Source organism: Nonomuraea angiospora, from assembly GCF_014873145.1.
GTDB lineage: Bacteria > Actinomycetota > Actinomycetes > Streptosporangiales > Streptosporangiaceae > Nonomuraea > Nonomuraea angiospora.
Map to the genome: position 1 here is coordinate 3679030 of NZ_JADBEK010000001.1, position 23884 is coordinate 3702913.

At 71.5% G+C, this 23884-nt stretch carries 22 protein-coding genes; 6 read left to right on the top strand and 16 right to left on the bottom strand.

The features are described from left to right. Nucleotides 1-8: 8 nt before the first annotated feature. Genes H4W80_RS16750 through H4W80_RS16775 form a run of 6 tightly spaced genes read right to left on the bottom strand, consistent with a single transcriptional unit; the run spans nt 9 to nt 7889 of the window. Nucleotides 9-1958, bottom strand: a complete 1950-nt coding sequence (locus tag H4W80_RS16750) for an NPCBM/NEW2 domain-containing protein (protein ID WP_192785946.1) — start codon at nt 1956-1958, stop codon at nt 9-11. Between the two features lie 10 nt (nt 1959-1968). Further along, the gene (locus H4W80_RS16755) at nt 1969-3513 is read right to left on the bottom strand and encodes an alkaline phosphatase D family protein (RefSeq protein ID WP_192785947.1); all 1545 of its coding nucleotides are present in this window, start codon (nt 3511-3513) and stop codon (nt 1969-1971) included. A 9-nt stretch (nt 3514-3522) separates the two neighbouring features. Further along, on the bottom strand, nt 3523-4824 hold the full coding sequence (locus tag H4W80_RS16760; protein ID WP_192785948.1) for an ABC transporter substrate-binding protein: 1302 nt from the start codon (nt 4822-4824) through the stop codon (nt 3523-3525). A 14-nt stretch (nt 4825-4838) separates the two neighbouring features. Beyond that, nucleotides 4839-5648 (bottom strand): carbohydrate ABC transporter permease, encoded by an 810-nt coding sequence (locus H4W80_RS16765; RefSeq protein WP_192785949.1) that lies wholly within the window; start codon nt 5646-5648, stop codon nt 4839-4841. Between the two features lie 16 nt (nt 5649-5664). Continuing rightward, a complete protein-coding gene (locus H4W80_RS16770; RefSeq protein ID WP_318786904.1) occupies nt 5665-6591 on the bottom strand; it encodes a carbohydrate ABC transporter permease in 927 nt (308 codons plus the stop codon). Continuing rightward, a complete protein-coding gene (locus tag H4W80_RS16775; RefSeq protein WP_192785950.1) occupies nt 6588-7889 on the bottom strand; it encodes a glycoside hydrolase family 36 protein in 1302 nt (433 codons plus the stop codon). The genes H4W80_RS16770 and H4W80_RS16775 overlap by 4 nt, the downstream gene beginning before the upstream one ends. A 166-nt stretch (nt 7890-8055) precedes the next feature. On the opposite strand from H4W80_RS16775, the gene H4W80_RS16780 reads away from it, so the two are divergent. Both H4W80_RS16780 and H4W80_RS16785 read left to right on the top strand, forming a co-directional pair. Beyond that, nucleotides 8056-9210, top strand: coding sequence for an ROK family transcriptional regulator (locus H4W80_RS16780; protein ID WP_192785951.1), 1155 nt, complete (start codon nt 8056-8058; stop codon nt 9208-9210). 100 nt (nt 9211-9310) lie between these two features. Continuing rightward, on the top strand, nt 9311-10231 hold the full coding sequence (locus H4W80_RS16785; protein ID WP_225963486.1) for an AraC family transcriptional regulator: 921 nt from the start codon (nt 9311-9313) through the stop codon (nt 10229-10231). On the opposite strand, the gene H4W80_RS16790 is transcribed toward H4W80_RS16785, so the two are convergent. Genes H4W80_RS16790 through H4W80_RS16820 form a run of 7 tightly spaced genes read right to left on the bottom strand, consistent with a single transcriptional unit; the run spans nt 10185 to nt 15489 of the window. Beyond that, on the bottom strand, nt 10185-12239 hold the full coding sequence (locus H4W80_RS16790) for a xanthine dehydrogenase family protein molybdopterin-binding subunit (RefSeq protein WP_192785952.1): 2055 nt from the start codon (nt 12237-12239) through the stop codon (nt 10185-10187). The genes H4W80_RS16785 and H4W80_RS16790 overlap by 47 nt on opposite strands. After that, nucleotides 12236-13195, bottom strand: coding sequence for an FAD binding domain-containing protein (locus tag H4W80_RS16795; RefSeq protein WP_192785953.1), 960 nt, complete (start codon nt 13193-13195; stop codon nt 12236-12238). Before H4W80_RS16795 ends, H4W80_RS16790 begins: the two co-directional genes overlap by 4 nt. Then, a complete protein-coding gene (locus H4W80_RS16800) occupies nt 13192-13734 on the bottom strand; it encodes a (2Fe-2S)-binding protein (protein WP_192785954.1) in 543 nt (180 codons plus the stop codon). The genes H4W80_RS16795 and H4W80_RS16800 overlap by 4 nt, the downstream gene beginning before the upstream one ends. A gap of 27 nt (nt 13735-13761) precedes the next feature. Then, complete coding sequence (locus tag H4W80_RS16805) at nt 13762-14085, bottom strand: hypothetical protein (protein WP_192785955.1); 324 nt, start codon at nt 14083-14085, stop codon at nt 13762-13764. A 2-nt stretch (nt 14086-14087) separates the two neighbouring features. Next, a complete protein-coding gene (locus H4W80_RS16810; protein WP_192785956.1) occupies nt 14088-14234 on the bottom strand; it encodes a hypothetical protein in 147 nt (48 codons plus the stop codon). Next, nucleotides 14231-15169, bottom strand: a complete 939-nt coding sequence (locus tag H4W80_RS16815; RefSeq protein WP_192785957.1) for an alpha/beta hydrolase — start codon at nt 15167-15169, stop codon at nt 14231-14233. Before H4W80_RS16815 ends, H4W80_RS16810 begins: the two co-directional genes overlap by 4 nt. A gap of 14 nt (nt 15170-15183) precedes the next feature. Further along, nucleotides 15184-15489, bottom strand: coding sequence for a putative quinol monooxygenase (locus H4W80_RS16820; protein ID WP_192785958.1), 306 nt, complete (start codon nt 15487-15489; stop codon nt 15184-15186). 175 nt (nt 15490-15664) lie between these two features. Between H4W80_RS16820 and H4W80_RS16825 the strand changes: the two genes are divergently transcribed. Then, on the top strand, nt 15665-16228 hold the full coding sequence (locus tag H4W80_RS16825) for a ferritin-like domain-containing protein (RefSeq protein ID WP_192785959.1): 564 nt from the start codon (nt 15665-15667) through the stop codon (nt 16226-16228). Here H4W80_RS16825 and H4W80_RS63605 read toward each other — a convergent pair. Continuing rightward, nucleotides 16188-18947, bottom strand: a complete 2760-nt coding sequence (locus H4W80_RS63605) for a helix-turn-helix transcriptional regulator (protein ID WP_192785960.1) — start codon at nt 18945-18947, stop codon at nt 16188-16190. The genes H4W80_RS16825 and H4W80_RS63605 overlap by 41 nt on opposite strands. A 164-nt stretch (nt 18948-19111) precedes the next feature. Further along, nucleotides 19112-19993, bottom strand: a complete 882-nt coding sequence (locus tag H4W80_RS16835; protein ID WP_225963487.1) for a helix-turn-helix domain-containing protein — start codon at nt 19991-19993, stop codon at nt 19112-19114. A gap of 56 nt (nt 19994-20049) precedes the next feature. Between H4W80_RS16835 and H4W80_RS16840 the strand changes: the two genes are divergently transcribed. Both H4W80_RS16840 and H4W80_RS16845 read left to right on the top strand, forming a co-directional pair. Continuing rightward, nucleotides 20050-20829 carry a phytanoyl-CoA dioxygenase family protein gene (locus tag H4W80_RS16840; protein ID WP_192785962.1) on the top strand — a complete coding sequence of 260 codons (780 nt, stop codon included), beginning with the start codon at nt 20050-20052 and terminating at the stop codon, nt 20827-20829. A 132-nt stretch (nt 20830-20961) separates the two neighbouring features. Next, nucleotides 20962-21981, top strand: a complete 1020-nt coding sequence (locus H4W80_RS16845; RefSeq protein ID WP_225963488.1) for an alpha/beta hydrolase — start codon at nt 20962-20964, stop codon at nt 21979-21981. A 15-nt stretch (nt 21982-21996) separates the two neighbouring features. On the opposite strand, the gene dusB is transcribed toward H4W80_RS16845, so the two are convergent. Further along, nucleotides 21997-23115, bottom strand: coding sequence for a tRNA dihydrouridine synthase DusB (dusB, locus tag H4W80_RS16850; protein WP_318786905.1), 1119 nt, complete (start codon nt 23113-23115; stop codon nt 21997-21999). A 73-nt stretch (nt 23116-23188) separates the two neighbouring features. Between dusB and H4W80_RS16855 the strand changes: the two genes are divergently transcribed. Beyond that, complete coding sequence (locus H4W80_RS16855) at nt 23189-23824, top strand: ACT domain-containing protein (RefSeq protein WP_192785963.1); 636 nt, start codon at nt 23189-23191, stop codon at nt 23822-23824. Nucleotides 23825-23884 lie beyond the last annotated feature (60 nt).

The following is a 23884-nucleotide window of genomic DNA, read 5'->3' on the forward strand; positions in this document are numbered from 1 at the left end:
CGGACTCCTTACTGGCAGGTGATGACGGCGTCGGCGAAGTCGGCGTGGTCGGAGGTCGCGTTGTCGCCTCCGTTGGTCGCGACCAGCCGGACATATCTGGCGCCCTCGACGGACGCGGTGACCTTGCGGGCGGGCATGGCGCCGGTGAGCACGCCCGAGTGGGCGACCCGGCCGCCGTCGGCCCAGACCTCGAAGTCGGCCGAGCCCGCCGCGCCGACCTCGTCGTCGATCCCGGCCTGGAACTCGACGGTCGAGCAGCGCCCGGCGAGGTAGTACTCGATCTCGGCGGGCGCGTGGGCGCCGAGGCCCTTGGCGTAGGTGACGCCCTCGATGGTGATCGGCCTGCCGTCGCCGGCCGCCTTGTCACCGTTGCTGGTGTCCTTCTCGACCGGGCCGAAGTAGTTCTTGGCGCTGGTCCAGGCCACGTCGCTGAGGGAGGTCCGCCCCGGGCCGGGCGCCGTGGCGACCGTCACGACGGCCACGGCGGTCTGGCCGCCCTGGGTGAAGGTGATCTCGTAGGTCCCGGGCGTCGCGCCGGCGGGCGGGGTGACGGCCCACTTCACGGTGAGCGTCTCGCCGCCGTCGAGCCGGCTCGCCCGGGTAGGCGTGCGCGCGGCGACCTGCCACCCGTCCGGTACGCGGGCCGCAACCTCGACGTCGCGCAGCCCCGCCGTGGCCCCGGTGTTGGTGACCTGGGTGACGATCTCGCCGGCCTTGCCCGGCTCCAGCACCGAGGGCCGGTCGTCGCCGAGGAACGCGGGCGGGTCGGCCTCGAACGTCACCAGCGGCGGCGCCTGCTCGCGGCTCTCGCTCACCCGGTAGAGCAGGGCGCCGTGCGCGGGGACCTGGGCCGACAGCTCGCCCTTGGACGAGGCGACCGCGCCGCTCCACAGCTCCTCGACCCGGTAGCGCGAGCCGCCCAGCCTGGTCTGGATGGTGGCCGCCCGGTCGCTCTCGTTGAACAGCGCGACGGCCCGGTCGCCGTTGGCCAGCGGCTTGGACAGCACGTGGTACCAGCCGTCGGTCTTGACGAACGTGCCGTGGACGCCCAGCGAGTCCTGGTTCACGGCGACGACCTTGGGGTTGGCCACCACCGAGGGCGGCGCGGCGGCCGGGTCGGCCTGGAGGATCAGCGGCGCGGCGCCGACGGCCCAGAGGGTGAACTGGGCGCGGTACTCGGCCTCGGTCATCCCGCCGCGCCCGGCCTGGATCAGGTCCGGGTCGGCCCAGCTGCCCGGGCCCGCGTACTCGGCCCTGAGCTGGTTGGTCTCCCAGATGTCCACCATCGAGGCGTAGGTGTCGGGGATGGGACGGTTGTAGACGTTCGTCCGCCAGGTGGTGGCGCCCGCGCCCTTGCCCCAGAGCCACGGCACGGTGCTGCCGTCCTCGTTGTTCATGGCGAACACGACGTCCGCGCCGAGGGCCTGGCGCATGCGCGGATAGAGGACCTGGGCGATCTGCTGCACGTTCTGGCCGGGGAAGTCGGCGGTGGGGACGTTGCACCAGTCGTACTTGACGTAGTCGACGCCCCAGCCCTTGAGCTGCCCGGCGTCGGCGGCTTCGCTCTTGTACGAGCCGGGGCCGCCGCCTGAGCACGCCTTGGTGCCGGCCGACAGGCTGAGCCCGAGCTTCAGGCCCTTGCCGTGGACGTAGTCGGCCAGGGCCTTGACGCCGCCGGGGAAGCGGGTGGCGTCGGGGGCTAGGGCGCCGCCGGCGCGCTGGGCGGCCAGCCAGCAGTCGTCGATGATGACGTACCGGTAGCCGAGCGCGAGGAGGGGCAGGAGGGCGTCGGCGGCCTTGCGTACCGACGACTCCGAGACCGAGCAGCCGAGCGAGCGGCTGCTCCAGCCCATCGGCGGGCCGGCCGCCGCCCCCGTGAAAGACGCTGCGGCGCCGGCTGACGGGACGAAGGGCATGGCGAGGAGGGCCGCCGCGGCGGCGGCCGTGAGGATGCGCATGGGAGTCCTGTCAGGCGGGGTTGAGTCTGGCGGCGCCCGGCTCGATGACGAAGGAGCCGGAGGTGTAGGCGGGGGCGTACGGCTCGGTGACGCGCGACAGCGACCGGAAGTCGACCTTCATCTCCTGCTGCGTGAGCTTGGTGCGCACGTAGCCCCGGCGGCCGTTGAAGAACTTCACGTGCGGGTTCTCGTCGAGCAGCACCTGGGTGTTGGGGTATTCGTCCAGGCCGTTGCCGGCGCTCGTCACCGAGGTGGTGACCAGCTCGACGGCCACGGACTTCGACTCCGGGTCCTGGTGGTCGCGCTTGACCTCGCCGGCCCAGTGGCTGTGCACGTCGCCGGTGAGCACGACGGCGTTGCGCTTGTAGGTGTCGATGGCGGCCGTCAGGCGGTTGCGGGAGGCGACGTAGCCGTCCCAGCCCTCGTTGGAGTAGCCCTTGCCCTCGCCGTTCGTCCAGTCCATCTCCATGAGGAAGACCTGCTGGCCGAGCAGGTCCCAGGTGGCGCGCGAGCCCTTCAGCTCGCCGTCCAGCCAGCTCTCCTGGTCGCGGCCCAGGATCGTGCGGTTCGGCTCCAGGCGGTCGAGGCAGTCGGGGCCGACGGTGCCGCTCTTGCCGGTGCAGGCGTACAGGTCGCGGTACTGGCGCGTGTCGAGCAGGTGCAGGTTGGCCACCGCGCCCCAGCGGATGCTGCGGTAGAGCTTGAGCGCCGACCCGTCGGGCTTCTGGGCGCGGCGCAGCGGCATGTTCTCGTAGTACGCCTGGAAGGCGGCGGCGCGGCGGGCGAGGAACGGCGGGTCGGGCTGCTCGGGCACGTCGCCGGCCCAGGCGTTCTCGATGTCGTGGTCGTCCCACACCACGACCCAGGGGGCGATGGCGTGGGCCAGCTGCGACTCGGGGTCGGCCTTGTGCTGGGCGTGGCGTAACCGGTATCCGGCCAGGTCGAAGCACTCGCCGCCGGCCTGGTCGCGGACCGGGTACTTGTAGTCGCCGTACTCGTAGATGTAGTCGCCGAGGAAGGCGATCAGGTCGGGCTGGTCCTCGGCCATCCTGCGGTAGGGGGTGAACCAGCCCACCTGGTAGTCGGCGCAGGAGGTGAACGACAGGTTCAGCGCCCGGCTGCGGGTGCCGGGGGCGGGGGCGGTGAGGGTGCGGCCGACGGGGCTGAGCTCGCCCTCGGCCTTGAAGCGGTAGAAGTACTCGGCGCCCGGCTGGAGGCCGTCGAGCTCGACGTGCACGCTGTGGGCCGCGTCGGTGCGGGCGACCTCGACGCCGCGCCGTACGAGGTGCCGGAAGTTCTCGTCCTTGGCGAGCTGCCACTGGACCGGCACCGGGCGGTCCGGCATGCCGCCGAGGCCGTCGAGGGCGACCGGGTTCATGGCGAGCCGGGTCCACAGGACCACGCCGCCGGGCGTGGGCTCGCCCGAGGCGACGCCGAGCTGGAAGGGGTCGGACAGAGGGGCGCGGCGGACGGCCGCGCGCACGGGTTCGGCACCCAGTGCGGCGGAAATGCCCAGGCTCGCGCCCCCGGCGAACAGGGAACGCCGGGTGATCATGGGAGTCCTTTACTTGACGGTCGCGTTGCCTTCGGCGACGGCCTGGTCGGCGGCGGCCTTGGGGGTGAGCTTGCCGAGGTACATCTCGTTGAAGATCTGGTTGAGCTTGGTCTCGAAGCCGGTGAAGCCGGTGGTGACCGGCAGCGGGAAGGTCGAGCCCGAGGCCTCCTGCTCGAAGGGCGTGACGTCGATCTTCTTGGCCTTCCAGTAGTCGACGTAGCCCTTGCTGAGGCCGTTGAGCGCGGGGAAGACGTAGCCGCCGTCGGCCATCAGCTTCTGCGGCTCCTCGGTGCCGAGGTATTCGGCCAGCTTCATGGCCTCCTTGGGGTGCTTGCTCTTGGCGTAGACGGCCTCGGCCAGGCCGTTCAGGTTGACCGAGCGGCCCTGCGGCCCCTCCGGCATGGCCGCGACGCCCATCTCGAACGTGGCCTCCGGCGCCACGAACGGCAGCAGCGCGTTGTTGGCGGGGAACATCGCGATCTTGCCCGCCTTGAACATGTCGGTGATCTTGCCGGTGGGCGGGTTGGTCTGGGTGGCGGGCGGGGCGACGTGGTGCTTGTTGACCAGATCCACGCCGAACTGCAGCGCCTCGACCGACGCCGGGTCGTTGAAGGCGTACTTGCCGAAGGGCTTGTCGACGAGCTTGCCGCCGTTGGAGCTGACCCAGTTCATCCACTGCGTCTGGTAGTGGTTCCAGGAGGCGAAGCCGTACGTCTTGACCTTGGCGGGGTCGAAGCCCGCGTCGCCGGGGTGCTTGCCGGCCTCGTCCACGGTGAGCTTGCGCGCGGTGTCGAGCAGGGTGCCGGTGCCGTCCTTGGCCCAGGTCAGCTTGTCGGGCATCTCGACGCCGGCCTGCTTGAACAGGTCCTTGTTGTAGAGCAGGCCGACGGTGCCCCAGTCCTTCGGGACGCCGTAGAGCTTGTTCTCGTAGGTGAAGGAGCCGACGACGGTCTGGTGGTACTTCGACGCGTCCACCTGGACCGGCGACAGGACGCCCTTGGTGACGTACTCGGGGAACTGGGTGGGGGTCATCCAGAAGACGTCCGGCGCGGTGCCCGCGACGGCGTCGGCGGTGAGCTTCGTCCAGTACTGGTCGTACGGCAGCAGCTCGATGGTGACGTGGATGCCGGGGTTGGCCTTCTCGAAGGCCGCCATGACCTTCTCGTAGCCGGCCTTCTGCTGGTCGTCCCAGAGCCGGTACGTCAACGTGACCTGATCGGACCCGCCGCCGCCCGAGCCCGAGCCGCAGGAGGTGAGGGCGAGCAGGGCGGCGCCGAGCAGCGCCCAGCGAATCGGGGGGTTGTGCGACATTCGCTGACCTCTTCTTACTTGAGACCTGTGAGGACCACGGATCTGACGATGTGCTTCTGGAAGAAGACGAAGATGGCCACCATCGGGACCAGCGCGATCAGACTGCCGGCCATCATGAGGTTGTAGTCGACGCCGATGCCCTGCTTGAGCGTGGCGATGGCCACCGTGATGACCTTGGTGTCGTCGCCGCTGGTGATGATCAGCGGCCAGAGGAAGCTGTTCCAGGACGAGATCACGGTGATGATCGCCAGCGTGCCGAGCGCCGGGCGGCACAGCGGAAGCATGACGCGCACGAGGATCGTCAGCGGGCCCGCCCCGTCGATCCGCGCCGCCTCCTCCAGGCCGGCGGGCAGGGTCTTGAAGAACTGCCGCATCAGGAAGATCCCGTACGGGGTGCCGAGCACGTACGGGGCGAGCAGGCCGTACCAGGTGTTGACCAGGTCGAGCTGCCGCATGATCAGGAACAGCGGGATCATCGTGACGGCGCTGGGCACCATCATCGTGGCCACGAACAGCCAGAACAGCGCGTCCCTGCCCCTGAACCGGAGCCGGGCGAACGCGTACGCCGCGAACGTGGTGAACACCAGCTGCCCGGCCGTCAGCAGCGCCGTCATCACGGCCGTGTTGAGCAGGTAGCGGGGGAAGTCGCCGGCCAGCATCTTCGCCAGGTTGTCCACGGTCGGCGGCAGCCCCGGCAGCCACGGGGCCGTCTCGCTGAGCTGCCCCTGCGTCTTGAACGCGGTCAGGACCACGAGCAGGTACGGGAAGACGGAGACGAACGCACCGACGGCGAGCACGGCGTACAGGAGGATTCGCTTGGCCACGGGTCTCTCAGCTCTCTCAGCTCAGGTCGTAGGTGGTGCGCTTGCCGAAGAACCTGACCTGCGCCATCGTCACCAGGAAGATGATCAGGAAGAGCAGCGTCGACAGCGTGGCCGCGTAGCCGAAGTCGAACTCCTTGAACGCGGTCTGGTAGATCCGGAAGTTCAGCACCTCGGTGGTGTGGCTGGGGCCGCCGTCCGTCATCGCGAACACCGTGTCGAACACCTGGAAGGCGCCGATCAGGTTGGTCACGCTAACAAAAAACATCGTGGGGTTGAGCAGCGGCAGCGTGACCCGCCAGAACCGCTGGGCCGGGCTCGCGCCGTCGGTCTCGGCCGCGTCGTGCAGCTCCTTCGGGATGCCCTGCAGCCCGGCCAGGAAGAACAGCATGTTGTAGCCGGTGTACTGCCAGATGCTGACCAGCGCGACGGCGGGCAGCGCCCACGTGGGGTCGGACAGCCAGTCGGGGCCGGTGACGCCGACCAGCGCGAGCGCGCTGTTGATGGCGCCCTCGCGGGGGTCGAAGATCCAGCTCCAGATCAGGGCGAGGACGATGGGCGTGGCCATCCAGGGGACCACGAAGAGCGAGCGGTAGAACCTGACGCCCTTGATGCGCTGGTTGAGCAGCATGGCGAGGGCCAGGGCGAGCACGGTCTGGAGCGGGATGCACAGCAGGACGTACGCGACCGTCACCCCGAGCGAGTGCCACGCCTGCCCGTCCCCCGCCAGGCGGCGGTAGTTGTCCAGCCCGACGAACTCGGGGGACGAGAGCAGCTCCCAGTCGAAGAGGCTGAGGACGAGCACGATGAGCATCGGCAGCAGGAGGAACGCGATCACCCCGAAGAGGCTGGGGCCGACGAAGAGGTAGGCGTGCCAGCCGCTCCCCCGCCTCCTGACCGGCTTGACGTCCGCCACCAGGCTGGTCCGCGCGACGTGGCTGGTCACGAGGGGTCCGTCGCCGTCGGGACCATGAGACGCCTGGTCGTCTCCAGGCCCCAGTCGTCCAGCGCCGCGATCGGGTCGCTCGACCCGCGCAGGCCGCCCGTGCCGGCGAGGTGCGCGGCCCACTCCTCCCGCGCCTCCACCTCGGGGCGCAGGATGATGCAGTCGGGGTCGTTCACCCACCAGCGGGCGTGCAGGAACTCGCGGGCCGCGCCCGTGAGCCGGGCGCCGAGCTGGGACGGCTGGCTGATGTCGCCGGACTTGGGCTGCAGGGTCGGCGCGATGTCCGGGCTGACCCGCATGACGTCCACCAGGCCGATGCTGGGCAGCATGGGCGCGCCGCACCCGTGCAGGGTGGCGTCCGCGCCCGCGCCCCGGCGGATCAGCTCCAGGCCGCGCCGGTACGCGGCGATCGGGTCGAGGTCCTCGTGCCGCCCGCCCGCGAGGGCTCCGGCATAGATGAAGTCGAGCTTGAAGTGGCTGATGCCCATGGCCCTGAACGTGCGGAAGACGTCCACGAGATGCTCGACCGCCGCCGGGTTGGTGACGTCGAGCACGGCCAGCTCCTGGTCCCACATGCGCCCGGCGTACGCGTCCCGGACCAGCCAGTCGGGGTGCTCGCGGAAGGTCCGGCTGCGGTGGCCGACGAGGAACGGCGCGGTCCAGATCCCGGCCCGCCGCCCGGCGCCCGTGACGGCGTCCACGGCCCGCGCCAGCGAGCCGAACTCCGGCCGCCCCTCCAGCCAGTCGCCGATCTCGGCCTCGTAGCCGTCGTCGATGAGGAACATGTCGGCGCCCAGGCCGAGGCGTTCGGAGCGCTGGAGGTTGTCGATGACGTCGGCGTCGGTGACCTTGTCCCAGTAGCCGTACCAGGTGCACCACATGGGCGGGACGGCGGGGAACGCCCGCTTCTCCGTCATGGTGTCCGCCCAGTCGCGCAGGGCCTGGTCCAGGCCGCCTTCGGCGCGGTGGTGGCGTACCGGGCCGTCGGCTGAGATCACCAGGCGGCCGCCCTCCTCACGCGCCCTGATCGAGGGCACCTGGAGGGGGCTCGGCGCGGACCAGAGCTCGACGGAGCCGTCGCCCGGCTCGACGGCCAGCAGCCCTTCGCCCTGGAAGGCCCCCTGGGGGACGGGGGTCTCGGGGCGGTAAGCGAGGATCTGGATGGTCTCGTCGGCGGGCCGGGGCGGGGTGTCCGTCAGGCGGTACGCGCCGGTGGGGCTCCACGACTGCCAGCCGTGCTCGAACACCCGCGCCTCGCCAGGGCCGCACCTGATCTCGCCGATGTCTTCGAACGACATCCTCAATCCTCTCGACTTACGAAGGAGCGCTTCATTAGTAGCACCGGCTCTCCGGCGGGGTCAATGACGGATTTTTGCCGCTATAACGGCAAGTAGAGGGGGCGCGTACAGCCGTCAATCGCTGGCATAATCTCTGGTTACAGAGGAGACCTACTTAAGGACGGCGATGGCGGACGTTCGCGGCGGCGACCTGTCCCGGCTGCGGCAGCTCAACTCGCTGACGGCCATCCGAGAGCTGCGCAGGGCGGGGCCGCTCACCCTGTCGGCGCTCGCCGAGCGCACCGGCCTGTCCCGGCCGTCCATGAAGGAGGTCACCGACGAGCTCATGGGCCTGGGCTGGGTGGAGGAGGTGCCGCCGAGCCCCGGCACGATGGGCCGACCGGCCCGCCGCTACCGCTTCCGCGCCGACAGCGGCTACCTGGTCGGGGTGGACATAGGGGGTCACAACATCCGCGCCGCCCTGTCCGACCTGGACGGCGAGATCCTCGCCGAGACCCGGCAGCCGGTGCTGCCCGACGACCCGATCGAGGAGCGCCTGGCGGCGATCGAACGCGCCGTCTCCGGCTGCCTGGCGCTCAGCCGCACGTCGGTCTCCGACCTGTGGATGATCTCGGTCGGCACGGTCGGCGTGATCGACGTGGAGGGGCGCGTCATCTACTCGGCCGCCGTGCCCGCCTGGCGCGACCTCGACCTCGCGGGCAAGTTGCGCGAGATGTTCCCCTGCCAGATCCTCATCGAGAACGACAGCCGCCTGGCCGCCATGGCCGAGACCCGGCGAGGGGTCGCCAAGGGCGCCAGGGACGTGGTGTTCATGCACGTCGGCCGGCGCATGGGAGCCGGGCTGATCATCGGCGGGAAGGTGCACAGGGGGTTCGGGGCGGCGGCCGGGGAGATCTCCATGCTGCCCGAGGCCCGCTGGTTCGACCCCGCCGAGCACCTCAACACCTGCCCGTCCCTCCCCGAGGGCACTCCGCCCGAGGACGCGGCCGGGTGGACGCTGGCCGCCGCCCGCAACGGGGACCCGGTGGCGCTGGCCGCCGTCGAGCGTTACGTGGACGACCTCGCGGTGGGCACGGCCGCGATGGTGCTCATCCTGGACCCGCAGATGGTGGTGCTGGGCGGCGGCTTCTCCCGCTCCTCCGACGTGCTGCTGGGGCGGCTGCGGGAGCGGCTGGAGCGCACGTGTATGCGGATGCCGGAGGTGCGGGCGTCCACGCTGGGGGACGAGTGCGTGGTGGTGGGGGCCATCGACTACGCGGTGGACCACCTCGACGACCAGCTCTTCACCCCCGACAAGGGCCCCCTCCCGGTCACCCGCTGACACGCCCCGGCACCGACGGACGGCAGCGCGCGCCGGTGGGGCGGAAGGAGGCCGCATCGGCATCCTGCCCGGTTGTCGTCGGACGTCGCGCGGTGTTTGGATGGGGTTCATGGCCCTCGACGAGCTGCGCGACCTCCTCCTCCGCCATGCTCGCCCCGATCTCAGGACCCCCATCGACGATGTCCTGATCTTCAAGGCCGAGCGCCCCCAGCCCCCGACGCCGACGACCTACGGCAAAGTACTGGCGGTCGTCGCTCAAGGCACGAAACGGTTCGCGCTGGGCGACCACCTGTACGAGTACCGAGAGGGGCAGTATCTCGTCGCCTCGGTCGACCTCCCGGTGACCGCCCATTTCGCGCAGGCTGGTCCTGAACGACCCGGGCTCGGGGTCGGGCTGACCCTGCGTCCGGCGGCCATCGCGGAGGTGTTGCTGCAGGCGGCGCCGGACGACCTGCCGGAGCTCGACGACGACGCGCCGCCCGCCCTGACGATCAGCACCGCCTCCGCCGAGCTCCTCGACGCCGTCGTCCGCCTGCTGCGCCTGCTCGACCGGCCCAGCGACATCGCCGTCCTCGCGCCGCTCATCAAACGGGAGATCCTCTGGCGGCTGATCACCAGCGATCAGGGCGCGATCGTGCGCCAGTTCGGGCTTCCCGACAGCAGCCTGAGCCATGTCGCCCGCGCGGTCCAGTGGATCCGCGACCACTACGCGCAGCCATTCAGCGTCGAGGACGTGGCCAGACTCGCGGGGATGAGCGCCTCCGCCTTCTACCGCAATTTCCGCGCCGCCACCGCGATGAGCCCGATCCAGTTCCAGAAGCAGATCCGCCTCCAGCAGGCGCGGCTCCAGCTCGCCGCGGCCCCGGGTGACATCGCCGCCGTCAGCCGTCGCGTCGGCTACGACAGCCCGTCGCAGTTCAGCCGCGAATACCGTCGCCAGTTCGGTGCGCCGCCGAGCCAGGACGCCAAGCTCCTCACTCCAGCACGCGGTCGAGACGGATCGGCAGGGATCTCTGTCTGACCCCGGTGGCGTGCCAGACGGCGTTCGCGATCGCGGCGGCCGTACCGACGTTGCCGATCTCACCGACGCCCTTGACGCCCATGGGGATGCCGGGCTCGTAGTCGGGCACGAAATCGGCTTCGATGTCGGGCACATCGGCATGCGCGGCGATATGGTAGCCGGCGAAGTCCGCGTTGACGTGCCGGCCGGAAACCGGATCGCGAAGGCCCTCTTCGTGCAGCGCCATGGAGAGCCCGCCGATCATCCCGCCGATGACCTGGCTGCGGGCCATGAGCGGGTTGACCACCCGGCCGGCGGCGAACATCCCGAGCAACCGGCGCACGCGCACCTCGCCGGTCACCGGGTCGACGGTCACTTCGGCGAAGACGGCGCTGTAGGCATGCCGTTCACGGGACGGGAGGTCGCCGAGCGACCGGGTGGTGTCGGCCGTGACCGTCCCGCCGTACCCCTGGCCGCGCAGCTTCTCCGCGGCCTCGGTGATCGCCCAGGCCCAGGACGTGGTCCCCCGGGATCCGCCCGCGCTCCAGACGGGACCGAGGCCGCTGTCGGAGATCCTGAGGCGGATCCGCTCCGTGCCGACCTTCAGCGCGTCGGCGGCGATCGCGGTCAGCGCGGTGCGCGCGCCGGTGCCGAGGTCGGTGGCGCCGATGGCCACCGTGAAGGTCCCGTCCGTCTCGGCGGTGATCGTGGCCGACGAGGGGAAGGCCCCGGCGCTGAAGGACGAGGCGGCCAGTCCGGTGCCGACCAGCAGAGCTCCCTCCCGCCGCAGGCGCGGCCGATGATCACGCGTGTCCCAGCCGAACCTGCGGGCGCCTTCGCGCAGGCACGCGACCAGATTGCGGCTGCTGAACGGCAGGCCGGACACGGGACCGGCCACCGGCTCGTTGCGTAGCCGCAGCTCGAGCGGATCCATGCCCAGCCGCTCCGCCAGCTCGTCCATGGCCGATTCGAGAGCGAACGACCCGGGCGCGGCGCCCGGTCCCCTCATCGAGTACGGCGGCAGGATGTCGAGCGGAACCGCCGTGAGCCGGGTACGGATGGCGCGCGCCGCGTAGAGCGTCTTGGTGAGCTCTGTGCAGCCCTCGATGTACTCCGCCAACGTCGAGATCTCGAAGGCCGGCTCGTGCCAGATCGCCCGCAGGCGGCCGTCGGCATCGGCGCCGATCCGGATCAGCTGATCGGTCGCCGGCCGCATCGCGGTCGCCAGGAACACCTGGGCGCGGGTGAGCGTGACCCGCACGGGCCGGCCGAACAGCCGCCCGGCCATCGCGGCCAGGATCAGCTGCGGACCGCAGAGTCCCTTGGACCCGAAGCCGCCGCCGACGTGCTCGGTACGGATGTGCACCTGATCCGGGCTCAACGAGAACAGCGTGGCAAGGGTGACGGCCACGGTGAACGGCCCCTGGTTGGAGTCGATCGCCTCCAGCCGCTCACCCTCCCACCACGCGGTCGCCGAGTGCGGCTCCATGGCGCTGCAGTGCTCCTCGGGCGTACGGTATCGCTCGTCGATCACCACCGAGGCCGCGGCGAGCTCCGCCTCCACGTCGCCGACGTTCACGGGCTCGTCGAAGAGCGTCGCCGCCGGACGGCCCGCCGGATGATCGGCGGTGAAGACCGTGTCGTGCGGCTCCTCGTCGTAGGTCACCGGCAGCGCCTCGGCCGCCGCCTGGGCCAGCTCGAGCGTCTCGGCGACGACGAGCGCGACGGGCCGGCCGGCGAAGGGGATCACCTCGTCCTGCAACAGCTGCAGCTGGCCGTCCGGGCCGAAGAAGCCCCCCGCCTTCGGGTCGAGGCGAGGCGCGTTCCTGTGGTCGATCACGCCCAGCACGCCGGGCATGTCCTGGACGGCGGAGACGTTGATGTCGCGGACGCGGCCGCGGGACACGGTGGCCAGGACGACCGCGCCGAAGGCCAGGCCTGGTACGGGCACGTCGGCGGCGTAGCGGGCGGCACCGGTAACCTTGTCCCGGCCCTCGATCCGCGGCTGCGCGACCCCTACTGCGTTCATGGCCGGAGCTCCTTCAGCACGGTCTCGATGAGATTGCCGGCCAGCCTCACCTTGTAGCCGTTGCCGGGCAGCGGTTCGGCGGCGGCGAGTTCGGCATCGGCGGCGGCCCGGAACGCCTCAGGCGTGAGGGGGCCCTCCAGCAGGAAGGCCTCGGCGGTCCGGGCGCGCCAGGGCCGCGAGGCGACCCCGCCGAGAGCGATCCGAACCGAGCCTGCGTCCAGGTCGAGCCCCGCCGCGATGGAAACGGTGGCGAAGGCGTAGGACGCGCGCTCGCGGACCTTCCGGTAGCGCGATCTCGGGGACACCGCGCTGCCCGGCAGGGCCACCGCGGTGATCAATGCTCCCTGCGGCAGCGCCGTCTCGCGGTGCGGAGTGTCCCCGACGGGCGGGTAGAAGTCCTCCAGCGGGATCTCGCCGGGGCCGTCGAGCGTCTCGTAGCGTACGACGGCGTCGAACGCCAGCATCGCCACCGCCATGTCGGAGGGATGGGTGGCCACGCAGCTGCGGGTCCAGCCGAGGATGGCGTGGTTGTGGTGCTCCCCGGCGATCGCGGGACACCCGGTGCCGGGGACCCGCTTGTTGCACACCTGCGCGGCGAAGTAGGCGCACCGGGTCCGCTGCAGCAGGTTGCCGCCCACCGTGGCCATGTTGCGCAGCTGGCCGGACGCTCCGGCCAGCACCGCCTGGCTCAGCGCCGGGTAGCGCCGCCGTACCTCGGGGTGGGCGGCGAGGTCGCTGTTGGTCGTCGTGGCGCCGATGACCAGCCCGCCGTCCGGCGCCTCGCTGACGCCGGCGAGCGGCAGCCGCCGTACGTCGACCAGCCTCGTGGGAGCCTCCACCCCCTCCTTCATCAGATCGACGAGGTTGGTGCCGCCGCCCAGGTACCGGCCGCCGCCGTCGGCTGCGATCAACGCGTCACGGACGTCCGCCGGGCGCTCGTAGGCGAACTCCTTCATCCCGCGATCTCCTCCTGGGCCGCCGTCTCGAGCACGGCGCGCACGATCGACGGGTAAGCGCCGCAGCGGCACAGGTTGCCGCTCATCCGCTCGCGCACCTCCGCCGCGTCCAGCACCGGCGCCGGGCCGTCCGGGGACACGTCGGCGCCGGCCGCGCTGGGCCAGCCCGCGGCGTGCTCGGCCAGCATCCCGACGGCCGAGCAGAGCTGCCCGGACGTGCAATATCCGCACTGGAAGCCGTCGAGCCTGATGAACGCCTGCTGAAGCGGCAGCAGTTCGCCGTCACCGGCCAGCCCCTCGACGGTCGTGATCTCCTCGCCCTCGGCGGCCACCGCCAACGTCAGGCAGGACACCACCCGCCTGCCGTCGAGGAGCACGGTGCACGCGCCGCACTGGCCGTGGTCGCAGCCCTTCTTGGGTCCGGTGTGGCCGATGTCCTCGCGCAACGCGTCCAGCAGCGTCGTGCGATTGTCGACGCTCAACCGGTGCGGCGCGCCGTTGACCTGCAGCGATATCACGCTGCGGTGGTGGTTTGTCATCGTCCTTCCTTTCTCTGGGCTACGTAATCAGTCCTGCGGCGGGCGGACGATCCCCAAAGCTCGCGCGTCCTTGCCCATTCCTGCTCGCGTGGCGGGTGCTCTCGGGACACGGGGCCTGTGGCAGAAGTAGACGAACGCGGGCGGCACGTTGCCCCACACCGTCCGGCTGACCACGACCTCCTCGAACCGCCCGCCCAGGGACCGCCGTAGCCGCCGGGCCGGCGGAGCCCACCGCGCGTGCGTGTACGCGAACGTGGTGAACGCGCCGTGCGGGGCGAGCGCGCCGGTGAGGGCGTCGAGCAGGTCGTACTGCCGGCTCGGGGCGAACGCCGCCCAGGGCAGCCCGCTCACGATCACGTCCGCGAGGTGGTGGCCGCGCTCCGCGGCACGGGCGCGGTGATCAGGCCGGCCAGCGGCTCGCCGCTCGGCGCCACCGCGCCGACGGTGAAGGGGGCGCGCACGAACTCGTGCAGGAACGCGGCGCGGTCGTGGGCGCTCACCGGACGTCTCCGGGCGCCGGCCCCAGGACCCGGGCGAGCCAGTCGTTCCTGGTACGGCGGGCCGCGACCGAGATCCGAGCCCCCGGATACAGCGCGTCGAAGCCGTGGCAGCCGCCCGCCCAGATGTGCAGTTCCGCCTGGCCGCCGGCGGCCCAGATCCGGGTGGCGTACGCGACGTCCTCGTCGCGGAACACCTCGGCCGTTCCGGCATCGATGTAGGCGGTCGGCAGGCCGGACAGGTCGTCGGCGATCGCGGGGGACATGTAGCCGGACACCTCCCCGCGGCCGATGACCGATCGCCAGCCGAACTCGTTCATCTCGCGGGTCCAGACGCCGGGCTCGCCGGAGAACTGGCGGCTGGAGGTGGTGAGGTTGCGGTGATCGAGCATGGGACAGATCAGCACCTGCGCGGCGATCGAGGGCGCGCCACGGTCACGGGCCATCAGGGTGAGCCCGGCGGCCAGGCCGCCCCCGGCGCTGGCTCCCGCGACGATGATGCGGCTCGGGTCGATGCCCAGCTCGCCGGCGTGCTCAGCGACCCAGAGCAGGCCCCGATAGCAGTCCTCGACCGGGGTCATGCCGGTGCTCTCGGGCGCCAGCCGGTACTCCACGGAGACGACGGTGGCGCCGAACAGGTCGAGCCAGTCCAGGGGGATGTCGATCTGCGAGAAGCGGTCTCCCATGACCATGCCGCCGCCGTGGACCCAGTAGACGCACGGAGTCGGCGCGTGATCGGTCCGGGCCGGAGTGAAGATCGACAGCGGGACGGGGGTGGTGATCTCGCGGTGGCCGGCGGCGCGGCCGTGGAGGACCGCGTCGAGCGGCGTGGACGGCAGCCGGCGCAGCTGGGCGAGCACCCCGGCGTCGAGCCCGGACATGAGCGGCAGGTCGGCGAGGAGCGCGCGCAGCTCGGGGTCGAGGCCGGGACGGGCCATGGTGGTCTCCTCGTTCACAGGGCGGCCTTGCCACCGACGGGGACCTCGTCGACGTACTGCGCCTCGCCGGCCAGCAGCGGTTGCAGGACTGCGACGAACGCCTGAGCCGGCTCCGTCGCGAAGAACCCGGCGTGGGCCTCCTGGCTGACCCAGCCCTCGGTGACGTAAACGGTGTCCGGATCGCCGGCCGAGCGGCCGACCAGGAAGACGACGCAGTCCTCGTTCGGCAGGGATGGCGCGTCCAGCAGGGCCGCGACCAGGTCGTCGCCCCTGCCGGGCTGCGCGGTCATGGCGGCACGGAAGCCGTGGCTGATGGTCATGGGATTCTCCTCAGTGGTGAAGCTCGTCGCACTCCACTGTCGGCGCCGCCCAGCCGGGCCACATCAGTCATCCGACTCCCGCCCCAAGCGCCCATGGCGGCCGATGACTTAACCGCCGATGCGGTTAGGTCATTTGACAGATGCACGGCTCGGGCCCGTGCCCGAGCATCGACACGTGACGAGTCCTCCAGAGCCGCCGGCTGTCCTGCGCATGCGCGAGGTCCGGGACCGGGCACTGTTCGACCTGGACGACGGTCCGGTCACACCGTCGAACCGGGCCGAGCTGAAAGCGGTCGCGCACCTGCTGAACGTGTTGCTGGCCAGCATGATCGTGTCCTCGTTGCAGTACGAGCAGCACGCACTGCTCGTCCGCGGGCCGTCACACCGGCCGGTCGCGGAGTTCCTGTACGGCTGCGCCGACCGTGACCGCGCCGGCGCGCGGCTGCTCGCGACCCGCATCGCACAGCTCGGGTTCACCGCCGGTCATGATCCGCGGCACCTGCCCGCGTGGTCGCGCATCACCTTCCAGACGTTCCAGGACGGCGATCTCACCGGCATCGTGACGCAGGACCTCGTGGGAGCGCGGATCCTCATCCAGTCGTTGCAGGAGGCGGTGCGCTGGGTCGGGGCCGACGATCCCACCACCCGGCGCCTGCTGGAGCGGCTGCTGGAGGACAAGGAGGCGCAGGCCGGCGAGCTCAGCGCGGGGCTTCAGAACCCGGAGAGAGCGCATCCCTGAGCCCCGCGCGAGAGGTGACGCCAAGCTTGGGAAAGATGCGGTACAGGTGCGCGCCCACCGTCCGGTGCGACAGGTAGAGCCGCTCCGCGATCTGTTTGTTGGTCAGACCGCTCGCCGCCAGCTCGGCGATCTGCAACTCCTGCGAGGTCAGGGCGACCGGCCCGCCCGGCGATGCCTCGGCCGGCCGGTATCCGGCGGCGCGCAGCTCGCTCTGCGCACGCTCGACCCAGGGTCCGGCGGCCATCGCGGCGAAGCCGTCACGCGCGATGAGAAGCTGACGGCGCGCCTGCGACGCCGATCTGGCACGACGGAGCCTCTCGCCGAGGACGAGCCGGATGCGGCAGGCGTCCCACAGCCACCGTTCCGCCACGTGGCCCGACAGCAGCGACTCCAGCCGCGTCCTCGCCCCGTCGTCATCGGACACGACGAACTCCGCCGCCGCCTGAACCAGCGTCATCCGGGTCGACAACCCGGCCACGTCGGCGGCCCGCATCGCCTCGACATGCGCCCTGGCTTCGACCATCCGCCCTGTCCGCACCGCCGCCTCGACGAGGTCGAGCATGACCCACGTGCAGTGAGGCACATGCGAGGCAAGGACACCGGGCGGGCTCATCGCGGCAGCGTGGTGGAAGGCGGCGTCGAAATCTCCCTGGCCCAGCGCGGCGAGAGCACGCGGATGCTGGGCGAAAAGGGCCGCGGCCGTCACCCCGCGCGGCAGCGCCCAGTGGGTGATCTCGTCAGCGAGCGCGTACGCCTCGTCGAAGCGTCCCCGTCCGGCGGCGAGGACGGCCCTGTTGTACAGGAAGTACCACGCGAAGAAGGAGAAGCCGCTGGCATCACAGACCTGCTGTCCCTCACGAGCGAGTTCCTCGGCCTCGTCCCACCGGCCGACAAGGTAGTCGTCCAGACACAGGTGCATGAGGGCGCCGAGGTGCCGGCGGGGCGCTCCTCCCTCTCGTCCCTGCTGGACCAGCCGCCACGAGGACTCCCGGCAATCACCCAGGCGATCCAGATAGACCGAGGCCGTGCCGACCCGCATGATCCGGGTCGGGTCGGTTTCGTCCGCGAGAGTGCCGAGGATGGCCTGGCTGCTCACCAGCGCCGGCGCCCCTGTGCGGACCGGGTCGGGGAAGGTCTGGCTCGCCAGCGACAGCACGTCGGGCGGTCGTGGCTGCAGCCTCTGCAACGCTCGGTAGAACGGCTCCCAGTACTCCGGGGCGCTGCCGTACCAGCACAACAGCATCAGCGTGTGCATGGCCTCGATGAGCGCGGGATCCTCGGCCCGGTAGCCGTGCTCCGCGGTCTCGATGGCGCCGACCAGAAGCCGGTGCGCGGTGGCGACGTCGCCGTCCCCGTTGAGCATCAGGAACGCGGCCGCGTTGGCCGCGTGGAGCGAGCCGGTGGAATCCGGAGCCGCCCGCCGCGCATCGGTCAGCAGCGTCTTCGCGTCGTCGATCGATCCGCTCGCCTCGGCGCCGATGTAGGCGGCCTCAGAGAGCCGACGGCCCCGATCGGCGCTCGTCACGCTCAGCTCGGCGGCGCGGATCAGCGCGGCGACCGCGGCGAACGCGTCACCGCGAAGCATGATGCGATGCGCTGAATCCTCCAGCAGCGCCGCCACCGTCTCGTCGGGGCCGGCGGCGGCCGCGGCGAGGTGCCACGCGCGACGTTCCTGGTCACCCGTCAGGGCACCGGCGAGGGCGACGTGCGCGGTCCGGCGCTCCTCGTGCGTGGACCCCGCCACGATCGCCGACCGGATCAGCGGATGACGGAACGCGATCCGTGCCGTGGCGTCGTCCACGCGTACCAGCTGCGCCCGCTCGGCGGGGGCGAGGTCGGCCAGTCCGGCCTCATCCGCCAGGGCGGCCCTGAGCACCCGCACGTCGCCGGTGCCCTCGAACGTGGCCAGCAGGAGCATTCTGCGGGTCGATTCCGGCAGGTCGGCGATCCGCGCGGCGAACATCGCCTGGAGTCGATCGCTGAGCGGGACCACCTCCGAGTGCGCCACCGCGGGATGCGTCGCGCCCAGCAGCGTCGACGGCAGTTCCGTCAATGCCAGCGGATTGCCCTGTGCGAGGTCGAGCAGCCGTTTCCTGACCCGCACCGGCATATCCGGGAAGTTGACGTCGACCAGCTGACCTGCCGCCTCCCAATCCAGTGGCTGAACGACCATCTCGGTCAACCCTCGCGGCGCCGAGGAGCTCACTGCCCCCGTCCTGGCGGAGATCACCAGCCCGGCCCGAACGCCTTCCAGGCGGCGGGCGACGAATCCCAGCACGACGGCGCTGGCCCGGTCGATCCATTGGACGTCGTCCACGAGGAGGGCGAGCGGCGTCTCAGCGGCGACCCCCTTGACGAGCAGGAGCGCGGCGTTGCAGACCAGCAGCGCGTCCGCGGGCGCGCCGACGCCGAATCCCAGCGCCACCGACAATGCCTCCCGAAGCTCCGGCGGCAGGCGCCGGATGTCGGCTTCGACCGGCAGGAGCAGCTGATTGAGGCAGGAGTAGCTGACGTCGGCTTCGAACTCGGACCCGGACGCTCGCAGCACGCGCATCCCCGACGTGACGGCCAGCTCGGCGGCGGCGGCCAGGAGGGCGGACTTGCCGATACCGGGATCACCCCACATCAGCCGCGCGTCGCCATGCCGCCGAGCCGCGTCGAGAAAGCCGGACAGCTGTTCGAGCTCGGCGCGGCGGCCGAAGAGCGCGTTGCTGGCCACGGATACCTCACGGCGTCGATCAGTGCCTCACCAGGTCCGGATACAGGCTGCCGCGAGCATATCCGTCCCGCGATCCCCCTCAAGGTCTGCTTCCGCCCCTCTCCTCCAGGAAGGCGGGATCGGGCAAGGGATCGCGACCATCGAGCAAGCCATCCCACCGCGGGTCAGGAGGGCGAGCGCCGGCGGGCGCGGTAGTCGCGGGGCGGCAGGCCGTACTCGCGGCTGAAGGCCCGGCTGAAGTGGAACGGGCTGACGAAGCCGGACGCCGCGGCCACCTGCCCCACGTCCAGGTCCGTCACCTCCAGCAGGCTCGCGGCGTGCCGCACCCGCGCTTCGCGGACGGCCCGCATCGGGCTGCGCCCGGTCTCGGCGGCGAACAGGTGGGCGAAGCGGGACGGCGAGAGCGCGACGGCACGCGCGAGCGAGGTGACCGAGTGCGGCGCGCCCGGCTCGGCGGCGATGAGCGCGAGCGCCCGGCGTACCCGCTCGTCGCCCTCGTCCGGCCGCCGCGCCCCCTCCGGCCGGGCGGAGGCGGTGGCCAGGACGATCGCCTCCTCGACGGCCCCCAGCACCAGCTCGCGCACCGGCCCCGCCAGGACGACGGCGGGCACCCGCGTCTCGGGACGGAACGCGTCGGGCAGGGGCGCGCCCGGCACCCATCGGGCGTCCTGGAGCGCGCGCTCGAACGCCAGCCCCATCCGCCCGCGCACGCCCACCGGCACGCCCCCGACCAGATGGCACCCGTCGCCCCGGGCGAACGGCCCCAGCCAGGCCGCCCACGAGGGCCGGGGCTGGAAGTGCACCCACCAGAACCGCCACCGCTCCGCCCCCGGCAGCACCCGGTAGTACTGCGGCACCCCGGACCCGAGCACCGCCAGGTCCCCCGCCCGGACCTCGAACGACGCCCCGCCCTGCGCCACGAACCCCGCCCCCGCCTCCGTCCACAGCAGCAGCCAGCTCAGCGACCCGGCCGGGCGGCGCGTGGCGTACCCGGCCGCCTGGTCGTAGTGGCCGACGATCGTCAGCTCGGCAGCAGGAACAGACATGTCCTCAGCGGTCACAGGCATACCGTTGCACGATCCCGGTCTCTAGCGTGGGAAACATGAGGCTCAACGACTTCCACGATCAGGGCTACGTGCTGGTGCCCGGTCTCCTCGCCCCGGACGAGGTGGCCGGGCTGCGCGACGAGTTCATGGCGCTGCACGCCAAGGGGCCGATCCCGGGTCACTTCGCCCCGCAGCCGCAGGAACCCGGCCGGCCGTACGACATCCTCCGTGACTACCCGCGGATCATGCACCCTCATCAGGTGAACGACCTGGCCCTGCGGTATCTGCTCGACACGCGCATCGCCGCGATTCTCCGCGACCTCCTGGGCGAGGAGCCGATAGCAGCCCAGAGCATGTTCTACTTCAAGCCGCCGGGCGCCAGGGGCCAGGCGCTGCACCAGGACAACTTCTACCTCCGGGTCGAGCCGGGCACGTGCGTGGCCGCCTGGGTGGCGCTCGACAAGGTGGACCGGGCCAACGGCGGCCTGGAGGTCGTGCCGGGGACGCATCTCATGGACCTGTTCTGCCCCGAGGAGGCGGACCAGGACATCTCCTTCACCCGGGAGTACGTGCCGCCGCCGCCCGGCCTGGCGAAGGTGCCGGTGGACATGGAGCCCGGGGACGTGCTGTTCTTCAACGGCAGCCTGGTCCACGGCTCGGAGCCCAACAGCACGGCCGACCGCTTCAGGCGCAGCTTCATCTGCCATTACGTGGGCCGCTCGGCCGAGCGGATCGCCGAGTACTACCCGACGCTCACGATGTCGGGCGAACCCGTCCGGCTGGAGGCGTCCGTGGGCGGCGGCCCCTGCGGCACCGAGATCACCGGCCCGCACTAGAAGCGGCCTCACGACGCGGCGAGCGGAGCGCGCCCGCCTCCGCTCCCGTCCTGGTCGCCGCACGCCCGTCGTACCGTATGCTGTACGGTACGCCGTACGACAGCGGCGTGCGCGAGAGGACGAAGTGTGAACATGACGGCGAAGTGGCGGGCCGGGACCGCGGGCATGACCGTGATCGCGGCATTGGCGGCCGGGACGGGAGCCGCGGCGGCCGACTCCGGCCCCCCACGCTGCGAGCAGATCTCCGTGGCCGTGCCGCTCACCGCGGGCGGCCCACTGGACCAGCGGATGGCCGGCACCCTCTGCCGCCCCCGCGGCGCCGCCCGGGCGATCCAGATCCTCGTCCCCGGCGGCACGTACGACCGGTCCTACTGGCTACGACGCGGCGGAGACGGGCCCTCGTTCGCCGAGACCATGGTGCGGGGCGGGTACGCCGTCCTGGCCCTCGACCGGCTCGGATCCGGACGCAGCTCCTGGCCGTCCGGGGCCGTCCTGCGGCCGGACAGCCACCAGGCGTCGCTCCACCAGGTGGTGCTCGCCGCCCGCCAGGGCAAGCTCGACGGGCGGCGCTACACGCGCGTCGTCGGCGTGGGCAACTCCATCGGCTCCTCGATCATCCGCGGCGTCCAGATCCGCCATCCGGACGCGCTGGACGGCATCATCCTGACCGGCGAGTCCAGCACCCCCAACGAGCGCGCCTTCGAGGAGTTCGCCGGGGCCATCCACCCGGCCGCCCAGGACCCGCGCCTGGCCGCGCGCCGGTTGGACGAGGCGTACTACACCACCCGCCCCGGCACCCGCGGCGACTGGTTCTACCACCGGCCGGGCGCGCGGCCCGCCGTCATCGCCGCTGACGAGGCGACCAAGGAACCCGACACGTTCCTGGAGTCCCTCCCGCCCGTCTCCGACAACCACCTCATCCGCGTACCCACCATGATCATGGTCGGCCGGCACGACCGGCTGCTCTGCGGCGAGGGCGCCACGGACTGCACGAGCACGGCGGCCCTGCGGGCACAGCAGAAGCGCTGGTACCCCGACACCCCGCTGGAGGCGACGGTGATCCCCGGCACCGGCCACGTCCTCACCCTGCACCGCACCGCCCCGGCCTCATCCGCCCAGGCCCTCGACTGGGTCAGGCGGAACATCGGCTGAACCCGCGCAACGGGGTCAGCCGCCGGAGATGTCGGACTCCGCGTCGCCGTCGGGGATCACGCAGTCCCAGGGGTCGTCCAGCCACCCGTCCGGCAGCAGCACCTTGGCCCGCTCCCCCGACTTCCCCCGGGGCGTGTCGGTGTTCGGCGGCCACGGCTGGTCGTGCTCCAGCTTCGCCAGCCCCTCGCGCAGCCCGTCGAGCGACTCGGCCGTGGCCAGCTCCCGCCGCAGCTCGCTCCCGACCGTGAACCCCTTCAGATACCACCCGACGTGCTTGCGGAAGTCGGCGACGGCGTAGCGCTCGATGTCGAAGCACTCGGTCAGCCCCTCGGCGTGCCTGGCCATCACCTCGGCGACCTCGCCGAGCGTGGGCCGGGCCCGCTCGGGGCTGCCGTTGAACGCGTTCTCCAGGTCCTTGAACAGCCACGGCCGCCCCAGGCAGCCCCGCCCGACCACCACGCCGTCGCAGCCGGTGCGCGCCACCATGCGCAGGGCGTCGTCGGCGCACCAGATGTCGCCGTTGCCCAGCACGGGGATCTCCGGCACGGCCTCCTTCAGCCGGGCGATGGCCTCCCAGTCGGCCACGCCCCCGTAGTGCTGCTTGGCCGTACGGGCGTGCAGCGCGATCGCCGCGACACCCTCCTCGGCCGCGATCCGCCCCGCGTCGAGATACGTCAGATGGTCGTCGTCGATCCCCTTGCGCATCTTCATCGTGACGGGCAACGACCCCGCGCCGGCCACCGCCTCCCGCAGGATCCGCCGCAGCAGGTTCCTCTTGTACGGCAGCGCGGACCCGCCCCCGCGCCTGGTCACCTTGGGAACGGGGCAGCCGAAGTTGAGGTCGATGTGATCGGCCAGGTCCTCCTCGGCGATCATCTTGACCGCCCGCCCCACGATGTCGGGATCCACCCCGTACAGCTGGATGCTCCTGGGCCGCTCCGACTCCGCGAACCTGATCATCCGCAGCGTCTTCGGATTGCGCTCGACCAGCCCGCGCGTCGTGATCATCTCGCAGACGAACAGGCCCGCGCCCTGCTCCCTGCACAGCACCCGGAACGGCGCGTTCGTGATGCCCGCCATCGGCGCCAGCACCACGGGCGGCCAAACCCCAATCGGCCCAATCTTCACTCCCACAGTTGTAGCGCAGGTCAGGCCGTAACCGGTATTCGCGGATAGGCTATTAATCGCATCTTCAGGGGAGGGATGGATGCTTCTTCGCGTACGGGTGGCGCTGCCCGACAAGCCGGGTTCGCTCGCACAGGTGACCAAGGTCCTGGGGGCGTCGGGGGCCGACATCACGCAGGTGACCGTGCTCGACCGGGGCGCCGGCCAGGCCGTCGACGACATCACGGTCTTCTGCGCGGAGAGCACGCCCAGACAGTCGCTGGTCAAGAGCCTGGAGACGGTGGAGGGCGTGGCGGTCGAGGGCATCTGGACCACCCGGGAGGCCCCGGGCACCTACCCTGAGCTGGAGATCCTCAAGTACATCACCACGGCGGGCGACCGGGCGCTCACCACGCTCGTCGACTCGCTCCCGGTCCTCTTCAGCGCCGACTGGGCCGCCACGACGGCCGACCGGCGCGTCCTCTACGCGAGCTGGCGCGCCCCGAAGGACCTGGTCGTCCCGGAGGAGACCCCGTCCCGCCCGACGGCCCTCACCCTGGAGGAGGGGCTGCACGTCATCCACGCCCCGCTGCCGCCCCTGGCCATCTCCCTCCTCCTGGCCCGCTCGGAAGGCCCCGCCTTCCACCGCATCGAGGTCCACCGCCTCACCCGCATCCTGGAGATCTTCCTCAGCCTGCCCGCCACGGAGCGGAGCGTGGCCCGCCAGCTCCGCAAATAGCCGCACTCCACCGCTACGCGTGACCATCCGGTCGGCGGAGGCGCTAGAGTTGTGCAGGCA

Excerpts from the sequence above, each read along its gene's own strand:
- H4W80_RS16845 (WP_225963488.1), top strand. The coding sequence starts at position 20,962 with ATGACGGCGAAGTGGCGGGCCGGGACCGCGGGCATGACCGTGATCGCG.
- H4W80_RS16795 (WP_192785953.1), bottom strand. The coding sequence starts at position 13,195 with ATGAAGGAGTTCGCCTACGAGCGCCCGGCGGACGTCCGTGACGCGTTG.
- H4W80_RS16760 (WP_192785948.1), bottom strand. The coding sequence starts at position 4,824 with ATGTCGCACAACCCCCCGATTCGCTGGGCGCTGCTCGGCGCCGCCCTG.
- H4W80_RS16755 (WP_192785947.1), bottom strand. The coding sequence starts at position 3,513 with ATGATCACCCGGCGTTCCCTGTTCGCCGGGGGCGCGAGCCTGGGCATT.
- H4W80_RS16780 (WP_192785951.1), top strand. The coding sequence starts at position 8,056 with ATGGCGGACGTTCGCGGCGGCGACCTGTCCCGGCTGCGGCAGCTCAAC.
- H4W80_RS16855 (WP_192785963.1), top strand. The coding sequence starts at position 23,189 with ATGCTTCTTCGCGTACGGGTGGCGCTGCCCGACAAGCCGGGTTCGCTC.
- H4W80_RS16840 (WP_192785962.1), top strand. The coding sequence starts at position 20,050 with ATGAGGCTCAACGACTTCCACGATCAGGGCTACGTGCTGGTGCCCGGT.
- H4W80_RS16800 (WP_192785954.1), bottom strand. The coding sequence starts at position 13,734 with ATGACAAACCACCACCGCAGCGTGATATCGCTGCAGGTCAACGGCGCG.
- H4W80_RS16815 (WP_192785957.1), bottom strand. The coding sequence starts at position 15,169 with ATGGCCCGTCCCGGCCTCGACCCCGAGCTGCGCGCGCTCCTCGCCGAC.
- H4W80_RS16790 (WP_192785952.1), bottom strand. The coding sequence starts at position 12,239 with ATGAACGCAGTAGGGGTCGCGCAGCCGCGGATCGAGGGCCGGGACAAG.
- H4W80_RS16775 (WP_192785950.1), bottom strand. The coding sequence starts at position 7,889 with ATGTCGTTCGAAGACATCGGCGAGATCAGGTGCGGCCCTGGCGAGGCG.
- H4W80_RS16820 (WP_192785958.1), bottom strand. The coding sequence starts at position 15,489 with ATGACCATCAGCCACGGCTTCCGTGCCGCCATGACCGCGCAGCCCGGC.
- H4W80_RS16785 (WP_225963486.1), top strand. The coding sequence starts at position 9,311 with ATGGGGTTCATGGCCCTCGACGAGCTGCGCGACCTCCTCCTCCGCCAT.
- H4W80_RS16750 (WP_192785946.1), bottom strand. The coding sequence starts at position 1,958 with ATGCGCATCCTCACGGCCGCCGCCGCGGCGGCCCTCCTCGCCATGCCC.
- H4W80_RS16835 (WP_225963487.1), bottom strand. The coding sequence starts at position 19,993 with ATGTCTGTTCCTGCTGCCGAGCTGACGATCGTCGGCCACTACGACCAG.